This is a genomic window from Streptomyces sp. NPDC059785 (assembly GCF_042732375.1).
GTDB lineage: Bacteria > Actinomycetota > Actinomycetes > Streptomycetales > Streptomycetaceae > Streptomyces.
The window spans coordinates 23,425-36,566 of sequence record NZ_JBHWHV010000025.1 but is presented as its reverse complement, the minus strand read 5'-3'; the positions used below and the strand labels follow the sequence as shown (position 1 = coordinate 36,566).

General features: G+C 70.4%; 13 protein-coding genes and 4 pseudogenes. 16 read left to right on the top strand and 1 reads right to left on the bottom strand.

The genetic code is table 11. The features are described from left to right. Positions 1 to 51 precede the first annotated feature (51 nt). From ACFV6E_RS20245 to ACFV6E_RS20185, 13 genes and pseudogenes are all read left to right on the top strand, one after another. Positions 52 to 717 (top strand): hypothetical protein, encoded by a 666-nt coding sequence (locus tag ACFV6E_RS20245; protein ID WP_385463227.1) that lies wholly within the window; start codon positions 52 to 54, stop codon positions 715 to 717. 95 nt (positions 718 to 812) lie between these two features. Next, the gene (locus tag ACFV6E_RS20240) at positions 813 to 1,253 is read left to right on the top strand and encodes a hypothetical protein (protein WP_385463224.1); all 441 of its coding nucleotides are present in this window, start codon (positions 813 to 815) and stop codon (positions 1,251 to 1,253) included. 79 nt (positions 1,254 to 1,332) lie between these two features. After that, positions 1,333 to 2,601 (top strand): type IV secretory system conjugative DNA transfer family protein, encoded by a 1,269-nt coding sequence (locus ACFV6E_RS20235; RefSeq protein WP_385463221.1) that lies wholly within the window; start codon positions 1,333 to 1,335, stop codon positions 2,599 to 2,601. Beyond that, on the top strand, positions 2,598 to 2,828 hold the full coding sequence (locus ACFV6E_RS20230; RefSeq protein ID WP_385463218.1) for a hypothetical protein: 231 nt from the start codon (positions 2,598 to 2,600) through the stop codon (positions 2,826 to 2,828). Before ACFV6E_RS20235 ends, ACFV6E_RS20230 begins: the two co-directional genes overlap by 4 nt. Continuing rightward, positions 2,825 to 3,997, top strand: a complete 1,173-nt coding sequence (locus tag ACFV6E_RS20225; protein ID WP_385463215.1) for a DnaB-like helicase N-terminal domain-containing protein — start codon at positions 2,825 to 2,827, stop codon at positions 3,995 to 3,997. The genes ACFV6E_RS20230 and ACFV6E_RS20225 overlap by 4 nt, the downstream gene beginning before the upstream one ends. 53 nt (positions 3,998 to 4,050) lie before the next feature. Then, positions 4,051 to 4,260 (top strand): annotated as a pseudogene (locus tag ACFV6E_RS20220) (hypothetical protein); the annotation flags it as partial. A gap of 121 nt (positions 4,261 to 4,381) precedes the next feature. Beyond that, positions 4,382 to 4,615 (top strand): annotated as a pseudogene (locus ACFV6E_RS20215) (DNA cytosine methyltransferase); the annotation flags it as partial. A gap of 755 nt (positions 4,616 to 5,370) precedes the next feature. Next, positions 5,371 to 5,970 carry a DUF4913 domain-containing protein gene (locus tag ACFV6E_RS20210; RefSeq protein WP_385463212.1) on the top strand — a complete coding sequence of 200 codons (600 nt, stop codon included), beginning with the start codon at positions 5,371 to 5,373 and terminating at the stop codon, positions 5,968 to 5,970. Continuing rightward, entirely contained in the window at positions 5,967 to 6,737 is a 771-nt protein-coding gene (locus ACFV6E_RS20205) for a glycosyl hydrolase (protein ID WP_385463209.1), read from the top strand. Before ACFV6E_RS20210 ends, ACFV6E_RS20205 begins: the two co-directional genes overlap by 4 nt. After that, complete coding sequence (locus tag ACFV6E_RS20200; RefSeq protein ID WP_385463206.1) at positions 6,734 to 7,210, top strand: hypothetical protein; 477 nt, start codon at positions 6,734 to 6,736, stop codon at positions 7,208 to 7,210. The genes ACFV6E_RS20205 and ACFV6E_RS20200 overlap by 4 nt, the downstream gene beginning before the upstream one ends. Next, entirely contained in the window at positions 7,207 to 7,872 is a 666-nt protein-coding gene (locus tag ACFV6E_RS20195; protein WP_385463203.1) for a hypothetical protein, read from the top strand. The genes ACFV6E_RS20200 and ACFV6E_RS20195 overlap by 4 nt, the downstream gene beginning before the upstream one ends. Further along, the gene (locus tag ACFV6E_RS20190; RefSeq protein ID WP_385463201.1) at positions 7,869 to 8,696 is read left to right on the top strand and encodes a large ATP-binding protein; all 828 of its coding nucleotides are present in this window, start codon (positions 7,869 to 7,871) and stop codon (positions 8,694 to 8,696) included. The genes ACFV6E_RS20195 and ACFV6E_RS20190 overlap by 4 nt, the downstream gene beginning before the upstream one ends. A 230-nt stretch (positions 8,697 to 8,926) precedes the next feature. Beyond that, the gene (locus tag ACFV6E_RS20185; RefSeq protein ID WP_385463198.1) at positions 8,927 to 9,571 is read left to right on the top strand and encodes a winged helix-turn-helix transcriptional regulator; all 645 of its coding nucleotides are present in this window, start codon (positions 8,927 to 8,929) and stop codon (positions 9,569 to 9,571) included. Positions 9,572 to 9,689: 118 nt separating this feature from the next. Here ACFV6E_RS20185 and ACFV6E_RS20180 read toward each other — a convergent pair whose 3' ends face one another. Next, positions 9,690 to 10,004: a hypothetical protein gene (locus ACFV6E_RS20180; protein WP_385463340.1), complete on the bottom strand. Its 315-nt coding sequence runs from the start codon at positions 10,002 to 10,004 to the stop codon at positions 9,690 to 9,692. Between ACFV6E_RS20180 and ACFV6E_RS20175 the strand changes: the two are divergent. From ACFV6E_RS20175 to ACFV6E_RS20165, 3 genes and pseudogenes are all read left to right on the top strand, one after another. Then, positions 9,895 to 11,032, top strand: a pseudogene (locus ACFV6E_RS20175) (Cmx/CmrA family chloramphenicol efflux MFS transporter). The gene ACFV6E_RS20180 and the pseudogene ACFV6E_RS20175 overlap by 110 nt on opposite strands. Next, positions 11,029 to 12,039 carry an IS481 family transposase gene (locus ACFV6E_RS20170; protein WP_385463195.1) on the top strand — a complete coding sequence of 337 codons (1,011 nt, stop codon included), beginning with the start codon at positions 11,029 to 11,031 and terminating at the stop codon, positions 12,037 to 12,039. Before ACFV6E_RS20175 ends, ACFV6E_RS20170 begins: the two are co-directional and overlap by 4 nt. A gap of 99 nt (positions 12,040 to 12,138) precedes the next feature. Next, positions 12,139 to 13,088 (top strand): annotated as a pseudogene (locus ACFV6E_RS20165) (DUF317 domain-containing protein). Positions 13,089 to 13,142 lie beyond the last annotated feature (54 nt).

Sequence of the window (13,142 nt, the reverse complement as noted above, 5' to 3'; positions counted from 1 at the left end):
GCGCCCCCGCTCGACTCACCCGCCAAGGACCACTCACCCGAAGAGGCAAACGTGCCCGAGTACTACTCCAGCATCGGCGAGGCCGTCGGTGCGGCCATGCAGCACAACATCCGGCTCGCCCACCGCAGCACGGCACCGGGCTCCGACAAGCCGCTGCAGGTCAGGCACCTGCCCAGCGCTTCCGCCGATCCGTACTCGGTCCGCGGCATGATTTCTCGCCTCCACGAGGGCGCCTCGCCCGATGAGGTGGCGGGCATCACCGAGGAGGTCAACGGCGCACTGGCCGGGGCTCTGCCCGAGCTGACCGAACTCGTCGCCTCTGCCGCCGACTGGACTCGCGCCCGTCTCGACTTCGACGACCCGCATCACAGTCCGACTTTCGAGACGTGGACCCGACTGGCAGCCGCGTACGGGATGCTCCAGGACGTCCGTGAGCAGTTGGAAGTCGCCGAGGACGGTCTCGCTGCCTGTCCCGCAGAGCGCACGGACCCCCGGCACCACCAGATGGTCAACGTCTTGCACAGCCGGGAGTTGCTCGACGATGTCCTCGGTGCAGAGGCTGCTCCTGTGCCGTTCGCTGCCCGGAACGTCCATTCAGACCGGCAGCGAGCGGCTCGCGCCTCCTCGCCGCGCGCCGGAACATCGCCGTCGACCGGCGGTCCGCCGGCCACCGCAGCACCTCCGCCCGCGCCTCGTTCTGCCGGCCGACCCCGCTGAAACGTTCCGCCTCAGACGTCCAGGAGTACCCCCATGAGCTGCACGAGAGCCGAGCGCGCCCCGCCCCTGCCCGCTCGCACACCCAAGGAACCGCCATGCCTTCCCCGCGCACCAGCGCGCCCTCGACCACCACCGGGTCGGACGCGCTCCTCTACCTCCTGTTCGGCATCCTCGGCGCCGCCATGGCCTTCGGCTCCCTGGCCTGGCTGACCGGAAATCTCACCAACACCATCGTCGGGAACGGGACATGGGCCCCCTTCCGCGTAACGGACGCGCTGCTGCACCCGGAGGTGCTGTGGCCGGCCTTGAGCACCAGCATGCTGATGCTCGGCGCCCGCGTCGTCCCCGCCCTGTTCACCGTTGCCCTGGTCGTCACCGCTGCCGTGCTGTGGATGCGCTGGCGTGCCGGGTCCAAGTCCGGCCTCGCCCGCAAGGCGGACCTGGCGCCGCTGCTGGACAAGGAGATCGTCGCCAAGGCGAAGAGCCTGCGCCCGAACCTGGGCGGCCGGGAGAGTAAAAGAGGTCCTGCCCGCTGACCGCGGCATCCTGCTCGGCACCCTCGATCCTGGTCGTGCGGAGGTCCGCGCGTCCTGGGAGGACGTGATCGTCGCAATCATGGCCCCGCGTTCCGGCAAGACGTCCGGGCTGGCGATCCCCGCGATCCTCTCGGCACCGGGCCCGGTCCTGCTCACCAGCAACAAAGCCGCGAACGACGCCTTCACCACCACGGTGGACGCCCGTGCCGAGGTCGGCACGATCTGGACCCTCGATCCGCAGCAGATCGCCCACCACCCGCGCGAGATGTGGTGGGACATCCTCGCTGACGCCCGCGACCTCGCCGGGGCTAAGAGGTTGGCGGGGCACTTCGTGACCGCGAGCGTGGACGAGTCCAGCGGCTCCGACTTCTGGTCCACCGCCGCGAGCAACACCCTCGGTGCCCTCTTCCTCGCCGCCGCGTCCCACCGGCGACCGATCACCGACGTCCTGGCCTGGCTCGCGATGCCGGCCGACCGCACCCCGGTTGACCTGCTCACCGACGCCGGCCACCATGCGGTCGCCGCCCAGCTCCAGGGCACCGTCTCCGGCGCGACCGAAACGCGCGACGGCATCTATGAGACCGCGAGGCAGTACGCGAGCTGCCTGCTCGACCCGGACGTCGCCGCCTGGGTCACCCCCAACGACGACCTTCCCGAGTTCCAGCCGTTCGCCTTCGCCACGTCCCGCGACACCTTGTACCTGCTGAGCAAGGACGGCGGCGGCAGCGCGTCCGCGATCATCGCGGCAGCGGCCGACGCCGTGATGCGCGCGGCCGTGATCGTGGCCGAGCGCTCCGGCGGGCGACTCGACCCGCCCGCCCTGTGCGTCCTCGACGAGGCAGCGAACGTCTGCCGCATCTCGGACCTCCCTGATCTCTACAGCCACCTGGGCAGCCGAGGCGTCATCCCGATGACGATCCTGCAGTCCTACCGTCAGGGCCAGCGGTGCTGGGGCGAGGCCGGTATGGACGCCCTGTACTCCGCCGCCACCATCAAGATCATCGGATCGGGCATCGACGACGCGGACTTCGCCGACCGGCTCAGCCGTCAGATCGGCGACCACGACGTCCAGACCACCTCAGTGTCGACGAGCGAGGGCGGCAAGTCCACCTCGGTGAGCATGCGCACCGAACGGATCCTGCCGCCGGACGCCATCCGCGCCCTGCCCAAGGGCAAGGTGCTGCTGCTGGCCACCGGCATCCGGGTCGCCATGCTCAACCTCAAGCCCTGGTACAAGGAGCCCTCCGCCAAGGTAATCGGCCCAGCTTCCGCTCGCGCCACGAAGGCCATCACCGAGCGTGCTCTCGCGAAGAGCATCGGTCAGGACGATCTTGGACTGTCGGCATGAGCGCGCCCACACCACCGCAGGGGCGGTTGGCCCACGCTCCGGTCGTCCTGCGTGGTGGCCGGTGGTGGCTTGACGGTGGGGCAGGCTCGGTTCCCGCCTCCGATCCCGCCTTCACCGCCGTCCTGGACGACTTCGCGCTGTCGATGGCCGCTGCCGACCAGGCAGTCGCCAACCTCCTCATCCGGCAGGACGAGGCGTCCTGCGTTGATCCCGGCGGCCGGCGGTGAACCCGCTGATGAGTGCCGAGCAGGCGGTCCTCGGTGCCGCACTCCTCGACCCCGAGCAGCTCTCGCACCTGGAGTGGCTCGCTGCGGACCACTTCTATCGGCCCGTCCACCAGGCGCTGTTCGCCGCGCTCCGCAAGCTGCGCAACGACGGGCATCCCGCGCTCTCGGCCGCTGGTCCGTTGCCGCTGTCGTGGGTGACCGACGCGGTTGAGGAGGCCGGACAGCACGTGCGCGGGCTGACCGCGGCGTACGCCCACACCCTGATCCAGGCGTGTCCCCGAACAGAGCACGCCCCCGTGTACGGACGCATGGTGCTGGAGGGGGCGATTCACCGCACCGTCGCCCAGCACGCGATCCGTCTCCACCAGGCGGCTCGAGCCGACGCCGTCCAGGGCGAGGTCGAGGGAGCCTTGCGCACGGCGGACGTCCTGACCGGCGTACTTACCGACCTTGCACGACGCTGGGGAACCGACCCTCGACCGGTCCCACCCACCGCTGGGCCCTCTGCCGCCACGGACATCCCGCCTCCGGCGCAGAGCGGCCAAGTCGCCGAGGACGAGCAGTTCCTCTTGGCCGTCCTCGCCGAACAGCCGGGAGCCATGGGCGAGGTGGTGGCCTGGCTGCGGCCGGGAGACTTCGCCGACCCGGCCCACGGGCAGCTCTACCGGTGCCTGGGCGCGCTGCACCACCGGGGCGAACCCATCGACCGGATCACCCTGCTCTGGGAGGCCCAGCGACGCGGCCTGCTGGCCGACGGCACCGTGTCGAGCGAGCAGCTGACCGCCGTCTGCGAAGGCATGGTCCCCGGAAGCGCTGACTGGTTCGGACAGCGAGTGATGCGCTCCTCCGTCACCCGCACCGCCGCCGCCTCCGCGCGAGCCATCCGGACCCTGGCCCAGGACGAGGTTCTGGGGCCCGGCCGGCTGATCAACCACGCCCTGCACGCGCTCGGTCCGCTCGACGAGGTACGTGCCCGCTGGGCCACCGCGAACAGCAGTCCGGCTCCGAAGCCCACGGCATCCACTCCGCCGGCGGCCGAGCCGCCGCCCGACCGAGTGAAGGCCGCCCGCGCCCGAAGCACACCCCGCCCAGGCGCGTCACCCCCAGCCCCGGCCAGCCGTCTCCCCACGCTGTCGACAGCCCGACCACCCTCGCGCGGCCACCCGTGAGACCCCCTCCCCACCAGCCTCTTCTGCCCCTGGAACTCGTCTTGATCTACCCCATGTCCGCAGCCGCGCCGGACCTACGCGTCACGGCCCCGAGCCTCGCCACCCCGTTGATCGGGTCTCTCTGCTCGGGGTACGGCGGCCTCGACCTGGGCGTGCAGTCCGCGCTCGGCGGCGCGCTCGCCTGGCACGCCGAGGTCGACCCGAACGCCTCACGCATCCTGGCCCGCCACTGGCCCGGCGTCCCGAACCTGGGCGATATCACCGCCGTCGACTGGCGCACCGTCCCCCGGGTGTGCGTCCTGACGGCCGGCTTCCCCTGTCAAAGACGTCTCGGTCGCCGGCCGCCGGGCCGGACTCAACGCCCAGACCCGCTCCGGGCTCTGGCTGCACGTCGCCCGTGCGGTCGCAGCCCTCCGACCCTGCCTGGTTGTGATCGAGAATGTGCGCGGCCTCCTCACCTCCCCCGCCGGTTCCCCTGGCGACGTGGAACCCTGCCCGTGGTGTCTGGGAGACACCGCAGGTCAGCCTGCTCTGCGGGCACTCGGTGCCGTACTCGGATCCCTGGCCGACCTCGGGTACGACGCGAAGTGGCTCGTGCTTCGCGCCTCCGACGTCGGGGCCCCGCACCGCCGCGAGCGGACCTTCCTCGCCGCATGGCCCGCCGGGCACCCTGCTGAAGACGCCGACCAGCAACATCGGGAAGAACGGCGGCAGCCAGCATCCTTCGAAGCGGAAGAGCGGGGGCACGGTCCGAACCTGGCCGACGAGGTCGAGTGGCTGCTGCTGCCGACCCCGAAGGCGTCGGACGGAATCAAGGGCTCGCCGAACCAGCGGCACGGCAATGGCGACATGACCCTGCCCAGCGCGGCTGCGTCGTTGTTGCCAACGCCGAGGGCCAGCGACACGGGCACCCCGAGCCGCCGCCCCGGGAAGGGATGGCGGCCTCCCTTGTCGGCGGTGGTCCTGCCCCTCTGGGCGGAGGAGACGCCGGAGGCGGAGGCGCGGACCGGCGATGGGGAGCGTACGGATCCGCCATCACCCGATGGGAGAGCCTCACCCGCCCGGCCCCGGCCCCCACGGACGCGGCCGGTCGGCTCCGCGCGGACTTCGTGGAGTGGATGCAGGGCCTCGACGCCGGCTGGGTCACCGCGACTCCGGGGCTCGGACGTCCAGCGCAGCTCACCGCGCTCGGCAACGGCGTCGTCCCACAACAGGCTGCGCACGCCTTGCAGTTGCTGGCACCACCCTTCCCCCGCTGTCCCCGCTGCGCCGACCGATAGCGCTCCACTACCGCGTTCTTCCGGCCGGACCAAACCGCTGATTCTCCGGATCCTCTCGGGCATGTCGCCGTCTCACAGATGGAGCACACTCCCATGGCCGACACCAGCCCGACCTCCCCCGGCCCCGAGCCGTACCGCGTCCCCGACGCAGACCTCGACGACCTCGCCAGCACCCTCGCCAAGACCATGGCCGAGGTCAGGCAGCACGGCGTCATCCTCGACCGCCTCGGCTCCGAGCCCGAATCCGGCGCCATCCAGCCGCCGGACAGCACTCCGGAAGCCGAGGCGGCTGACGGCAAGAAGCCCGACGGCCCCGCCTCGGTGTTCATTCTCGCCCTGGGCGGCAAGGAATATGCCGTCGAACTCGCTGCCCTCAGCGACTGGGTGAACTACCTCTTCCTGCCGGTGTACGGCCGGGAGATCAGCACGAGCCGTCCCTGGTGCGCGCACTGGCACGAACACCCCGAGGCTGTCGCCCGGCTCCACGCACTCTGGCTCGCCTGGCAGCAGTTCACCGACGCGGAGGCCGGCCTGTCCGGCCCCTCGACCTGGCACCGCGATCACCTGGACCAGACCCTGGCGCACCTGCGTGCGCCCGACGGACCCTTCGCGGCCTGCACGACCAGCGCAACTCGCCCCAATCACCGGGTGCTGGCCACCCCGGCGCCCGAGCAGGCGGGGGTGGCGGCGTGAACGACATTCTCGACTTCGGCCTCGACGATCTCTCGCCGGTCGACGACGACTCCGAGGAGGCAATGGAGGCTCTCTGGGCTGGCGACTTGACGGTGCTGTCCCAGCACCACACCACGCCCAATGGTTCGCACAGCTTCGTCCTCGCCCACGACCGATCGGTCACCTGGGGGACACCCGGCGAGCCACAGCTCGTTGCGATCGCGGTCGCTCGGGATCTGCGGCAGTCCACGTTCACGTTCGAGACGAGTCACCACGCCACGGCGTCTTTCGCACAGAACTGGCTGGCAGAACGCGGCTGCCCGCTCGAACGGATCGCACTGCGCGGTGGCGACCACATCGAGCCCGCCGACGACCTCACCCTCCAGGTGGAACAGCAGATCCAGAAGTCGGGCACCCGCTACGAGGTCCTCGACACCTACACCTCTGACGACAACCCCAGCGAGGCGTGGACACTCGTCAACGACTCCCAGGCCACCCAGGCACCGGTTCGCCTCTTCTACGAGGAGTGGAACCACGGTGCCGGCACGTACACGATGCGCGAGGGCGCCTTCCCCGACGTCGGCGTCGCCCAGACCTGGCTGGACGAGCGCAGCGAACCGCTGCCCGAGCCTCCGGAGTACAGCGACCACAACGGTGCTGTCGTCCGGGCCCGCATCGCCCTTTCCCGGTCCGCCGGAACCTCTCCGACACCGCAGACCGGGCTCGACGCGCCCCGCGCGACAGCGGCGGTACCGGTCCAGCGCGCGGTCCAGGGGAGGCTGCTGTGAGCCGCGCCCGCTTCGCCTTCGCCGCGCACCCTGACGCCATCGCCGACCTGCGGGAACTCCCGGCCGAGATGCGCGATTTGGCCTTGCTGGAGCTGCAGAACCTGGTCCACGGAAGCAACGACTGCTTGCCGTTGAAGGGCCGTCTCGCCGGCTTCCACAAGGTGTACGTCGACCCGGAAGTCTCTTACCGGCTGGTCATCCAGTTCCGCCAAGCGCCACCGACCTCGACCCACAAGCGCGAGATCTACCTCGTGGCGGCTGGCAGCCGGAAGGACTACGCGGTCTACCGCGCGGCCCACCTGCGGACCGGCCCCCAGCAAGAGGTCGGCCCCGACTCTGCCACGGAGGCCCGTGTGCAGGCCGCCCGGTCTCGCTCGACGCTCACCGCCGAACGGCCGACAACGGGCCGCGCGACTGCCCCGTCAACAGCGCCGCCCTCGGTCACCGCCCCCCGAAAGGCCGCCCAGCGATGATCAACGACCGTACTGAGCTGACCCGTTCAGAGCTGGCGGATCTCCTCACAGAGGCCGCTCAGAACGTCGGCGGCATCCCTGCCGCCGAGTATCCGACGGCTGCCGCCCGCTCCTACCTGCATCCCGTCTTGGGGCCGCTGGCCGCTGGGCCCCGCGTGATCACCGAGCTGAACGACCGGTTCGAGGGCTTCGTGGCCATAGAGCCACGCCCCGCCGGGTCGGCGGGCCTGTTCGCTCTGGCCTCCTACGCCTCCGCGCTGGGGTGGCTCACCGAGTCGTTCGCCGAGCTGACCTCCTCGGTCGACGAGATCTGTACCCGCGTGGGCATCCCTACGGAGCCTTGCGCTCCGATCGCCGCCACGTCCGGCGGAACCGAGCGGGACGACGAATTCGACTTCGCCTTCAACGCACTTGAGTTGGAGGCGGTCCGCAACGCAGCCGAGGCCGCCGGCCTCGCGCCGGACGACTACGTCGAGGTTCTCTCCCAGTCGCTGCTCGCCGCCGCCCGGATCACCGACGCCTGCATGGAGATCTCCAGTGGCCTGCTCGATGACGCCGATCTCCTCAGCGAAGTGAGCGACCGCCCTCGGCTCGACAACGATCCCGGGAGCCTGCCCGCTCTGGTCCGCTCCCTGCTCGCCCGGATGGAGGCAACGGAGTGAACCCGTACGACGCAGACACACACCCTGGGCCTTATCTCGTCGTCGAAGTGCTCGGTGTCGGGGATGTCAGCGTGCACGCCCTCGCGCATGGTCCGGAGGAGCCGCTGCACCAGGCCGCTACACGCGTCATCGAAGCCACAGCGGCGTTGGACGAGCGACACGAGAGCGTGCTCGACGCGGTCCAGCGCGCTCAGCGGCTGCTCGAAGGCATCGGTCGCGGTGAAGTCGGCCGAGCCCAGGTCTCGTACGCGCTGCTGCGGACAGCTCTCCCGGACCTCGGAGACGGCCTGGCGCAGCAGGACCGGGCATACAGCCAGCTCGTCGAGTCCCTGTCCGCCTGCCGCCGGCTTCTTTCCTCGCCCGAGCCTGCTCAACGCGCGATCAACAAGGGCCACGGGCAGGGCCAGAAGACGAGGCCCCACCGAGACGACGACTGGGCCGTCGCCGGGGAGCGCGGGCTGGTAGCCCTCGAAGCGGTTGCGGCCGGAGGTGTTCGCTTTCGCCGCAACGCGATCGGCGAGGACCCGTACATCTCGAGGGAGAAGGCCCAGTGGCAGGACCCGGCGGTCTTCCCGCAGACCGTGCAGCGGCTGGTCGCCGATGGGCTGCTGCATCAGGACATCACCGAGAACGTGTACCGGCCTGGCCAGCTCCTCTCGCTCACTTCGCAGGGGGAAGCCGCCCTGCGTGATGGTCGCGCGACGACCTCACGGGTGTCCGCCGCCCTCGGCCGCACCACCACGCAGACCACGTCGGGCGCGCTCGGCGGCTCGGCCGCCGCGCCCGTCGTCAGGACCTCCCTCGCGGCCCCCCGCTCACGCTGACCTCATCCCGATAAGGACCCCACCGTGCCTGCCCCCGGCCTGCCTCCCACCTTCTCGTCGCTTCCATCAATGCCCAGCGCGTCGAGGAGGCTCTCGCCCGGATCGGGCCCAAGTGGACCACCTGGACCGCGATGACCCTGGCCCAGGTGAACGGCCCCGTGCGCGTCCGCGGCGTTGCTGCGTAGCTCCCCTTCGTCAGTGAGCAGTTCGTCGGCAAACGGCTGTGCACGATGCACGCTGACGGACTGGTGATCCGCGATGACGACCGGCGGGAAGCGCCGTACCGACTCAGCGCGCTCGGCACGTCTCTGGGCCCCGTGCTCCGCACGGTGTCGGACTGGTCTCGCACCCACCTGACACAGGAACCGATGGCCGAAGCCGAGCGTGTCGAGGACGCGCTGCGCCGGTTGCATCTTCGGTATTCGACTGCCGTGATTCAGGCCCTCGACTCGGCTGACGGCCAGATGCGGTTCGTTCACATCGCCGAGGCGGCGCGCCTGGACAACGGCCTCGCACGGCAGCGACTTGTCCGGCTTCAGGCCGATGGCCTGGTCACGCGGACGGGCTCCCGGTACGGAGACCCGTACGTGCTCACCGATGCCGGCCAAGCGTTGGGGGCCGTCTACGCGAGTGTCGAGCACTGGAGCCAGCCCTTCGCGCTGCGAAGCGGAACAGCGACATCGCGGCCGGCAGCGGCAGCAACGCGCACCCACGTCGGTATTTCGCTGGGGGCGGGGGCCGACAGCGCCCGGACCGCGGCGGCCCTACGACGGAGCGCCGCCGCGTCGAACGTCATGTTCAGCCACGCGCCTCAGCCGGAACCGCGGGTGCCGGCGGCCGTGACCGCTCAGTCGGCACCGGGCCGGGGCCGTTGACGGGGGTGAGAACTAGATGTTGCGGGACAGGACGTTGGTGACGCAGGCGATGCCTGTGAAACCAAGATGCTCCGACGGGCATCGGTCGGGTAGCGTGCGAGCCATGTCGAGTCCTGAGTCAGACAAGGTGGGGGCTTTCGGTCACGCCGTCAGCCCCCTGCACCACTGAGCTCGTAGCCCTGTCGTCGCGCCGCTTTCTGCGGTGGGACGAGTGTTGTGCTCGGGCTGGCCGCGGTGACGAGATGACCTTCTCGTGCTTCTCCTCACCTCGGAGCCACTCGATGCCTCTCTCGCTGTACCTGCTTGCCCTGGCAGTCTTCGCCATGGGCACCTCGGAGTTCATTCTCGCCGGCCTCCTGCCGGACATCGCCTCGGATTTCGACGTCACCGTCGGGACAGCAGGCGTGCTCACCTCGGCCTTCGCGATCGGCATGGTCGTCGGCGCACCCCTGGTGGCGGCGCTTGCCCGCAACTGGCCCAGGCGCCCGGCCCTTCTCGGGTTCGTCCTCGTATTCGCGGCAGCTCACGCCGTGGGAGCCGTCACGACAAGCTTCCCTATCCTGTTCGCCACCCGAGTCGTCGCCGCGCTCGCGAACGCAGGGTTCCTTGCCGTCGCTCTGACGGCTGCGGCCGTGCTGGTCTCACCCGACAGGAAGGGACGCGCGCTGGCCGTGCTGCTGTCGGGCACGACGGTGGCTACGATCGCCGGTGTCCCCGGTGGGTCGGTGCTCGGCACGGCACTCGGCTGGCGAGCCACCTTCTGGACTGTCGCCGCTCTCTGCCTGCCTGCCGCTCTCGGCATCCTGAAAGGCATCCCAGCAGGACGTGACAAGGATGAGGCCACGGGCAGGCCGGCGTTGCGAGCGGAGCTCGCCCAGCTCGCCAGGCCGCGGTTGATCCTGGTGATGCTGCTCGGCGCGCTGGTGAATGCGGCAACCTTCGCAAGCCTCAGCTTCCTTGCCCCCCGTGGTGACCGACAGCGCCGGGCTGGGCGAGTTGTGGATCTCTGTCGCTCTGGTGCTTTTCGGTGCCGGTTCCTTCGTGGGTGTCACCGTCGCCGGACGGCTGTCCGACCGAAGTCCCGGTCCGGTCATCGCGGTCGCTGGTCCGTCGCTGCTCATCGGCTGGTCGGCCCTGGCGGTGCTGGCCAGCGAGCCGGCCGCCCTGTTCATCCTCGTGTTCGTGCTGGGCGCGCTGTCGTTCGCACTGGGCAGCACACTGATCACGCGGGTCCTCTACGAGGCCCCGGGAGCCCCTACGATGGCCGGCTCGTATGCGACGGCGGCGCTCAACGTGGGCGCCGCCGCCGGCCCCGTGGTCGCTGCGGCCACGCTCGGCACCGAAGCCGGGGCCCTCGGGCCGCTCTGGGCGAGTGGGCTTCTCGTCGCGGTCGCGCTGCTCATCGCGTTCCCCCTCCTGACCGTCATCACAGCCGACCGGAACACCGAGGTGCTGCGGTGACCCATGCGAACGCCCCCTCGAACATCGAGGGACGCCGACGGCTCGTGGAGCGCTGCCGCACCCGTCCGATCGCGCACGTCGCCGCCGAGGCCGGTGTCTCCCGCGCCTGCCTGTCCAAGTGGAAGAACCGGTACGACACGCACGGCGAAGCCGGGCTGCGGGACCGCCCGAGCGTCCCGCAGTCTTCACCGACCCAGACCCCGCCCGATGTCGTCGAACGGATCGAGCAGCTGCGGCGGGACAACAAGTGGTCCGCCCGCCGGATCACTCTGGAACTCGCGAGCCAAGGCGTTCGGATCAGCGAGCGCACCGTAGGCCGGTGGCTGGCGCGCCTGGGCATCAACCAGCGCCGCTTCCTCGACCCAGACGGCTCGACCAACAGGCGTCCGTCGACACGGATCGTGGCCCGCTACCTGGGCCACATGGTCCACCTGGACGTCAAGAAGGTCGGGCGCATCCCCGACGGCGGTGGGTGGCGAGCCCACGGACGCGGCTCCGAGCAGGCCAGGGCCGCACAGCGCGCAAAGTCCGGTGGCGCCAAGGGCGGGTACGTCTACCTGCACTCCGCCATCGACGGATTCTCCCGCTCGGCCTACACCGAGCCCCTTTCCGACGAGAAGGCCACCACCACCGTGGCGTTCCTCAGCCGCGCCCGCGCGTTCTTCGCCGCCCACGGCATCCACCGGGTCGTACGCGTGGTCACCGACAACGGCGCGAACTACCGCGCCGCGGCCTTCATGCGCTCCGTGATCTCGTGGGCCTCCCGCCACCAGCGGACCAAGCCCTACACGCCCCGGCACAACGGCAAGGTCGAGCGCTACCAGCGCATCCTCGCCGAAGAACTCCTGTATGCCAGGCAGTGGGCCTCTGAAGCAGAACGAGCGCGGGCGATCGCGGTCTGGAACGTCCACTACAACTACCACCGGCCTCACACCGCCGCCGGTAACCGTCCTCCAGCCTCACGCCTCCGCGTGAGCGTCACCAACGTCATGGCCAGCAACAACTAGAGGCCACTCGCCGCCGCTACGGCATCCGCATTCGCTCCAGCGGCTCCCGCCGCTGCCCACGCGGATCCGTTCTCCTCCTTCGCTTCCGGAGACTCGACCATGTACGCCCCTGATGACCCGACCCGGTACCAAGAGGTACTGGTCAGCCCCATGTACCTGGCTGGTTCCAACGGGACCGGCGAGGCCGGCTTCGCGCCCGTCGCCCACTGGCCTCATCAGTACCTCGATCAGGGCCCCTGCCAACTCCTCGTAACCTCTCCCGACCAACGGATTCGGATCGGCTGGTTCGGCGACGACTTCGAACTGTGGAGATCAGCGCAGCCGAGGACGCCTTCTCAGCGCCTCGCTGGACGGCGACGTTCAACCACGTCACCCCGGCCGAGATGGTCGCCGGCCTCACCGCGTCACTGGTCCAGGACTACGACGAAGCCATCGCTTCCGATACCCTCGGCCGCTTCTTGACAGGGCCAACCGTCCCCTGGAGGGACACCGTCCGGCCGCTGACCGATGCCGGCTGGAACCTTGACGGAGCTGCTGAACTCGGCACCGTCGAGATCATCGCTCCTGACGACCAAGCGGGCATCCTTATCGATCGGCGCGGCTACGGCTCCGACCGCAGGACCGTCGAGCTGTGGGCTGGCCCGCCGGGCTGGGGCACTCGTGCCGAAGCAACGTTCACGGCCCGCACCCCGTCCCACTTGATCGCCGCAACCGCCGCTGTGATGGCGAAGTCGACCCCGGTGGTCCGCGAACGCCACCAAGTCGACCGGCGTATGCAGCACCTGGTCACCATGACCCCTGTCGCTTCGGCCACGCCGATCGCCGAGGCTCAGGTCTCGCGCGCTCCGACTCCGCTGGACGTACGCCGCACCGCGGTCGCCCAGGCCGTACACCGTGCCGCGCGGGCACCACGCACAGCAGCCGACCTCCGAGTGATGGCCGCTCAGAGCCGCTCCACGGGGGCGGCGCAGAAACGGACGGGACACCCCGCGCCCGCGACCTCTGCCCGGCTGCCGGCCAGCTCGCCGGCGCCCCGGCGCGGACGCTGACTCCCGCCCCAAGCCGCAGTCCACCCGCGACCGACCTTGCCCAACAGGAGTTCC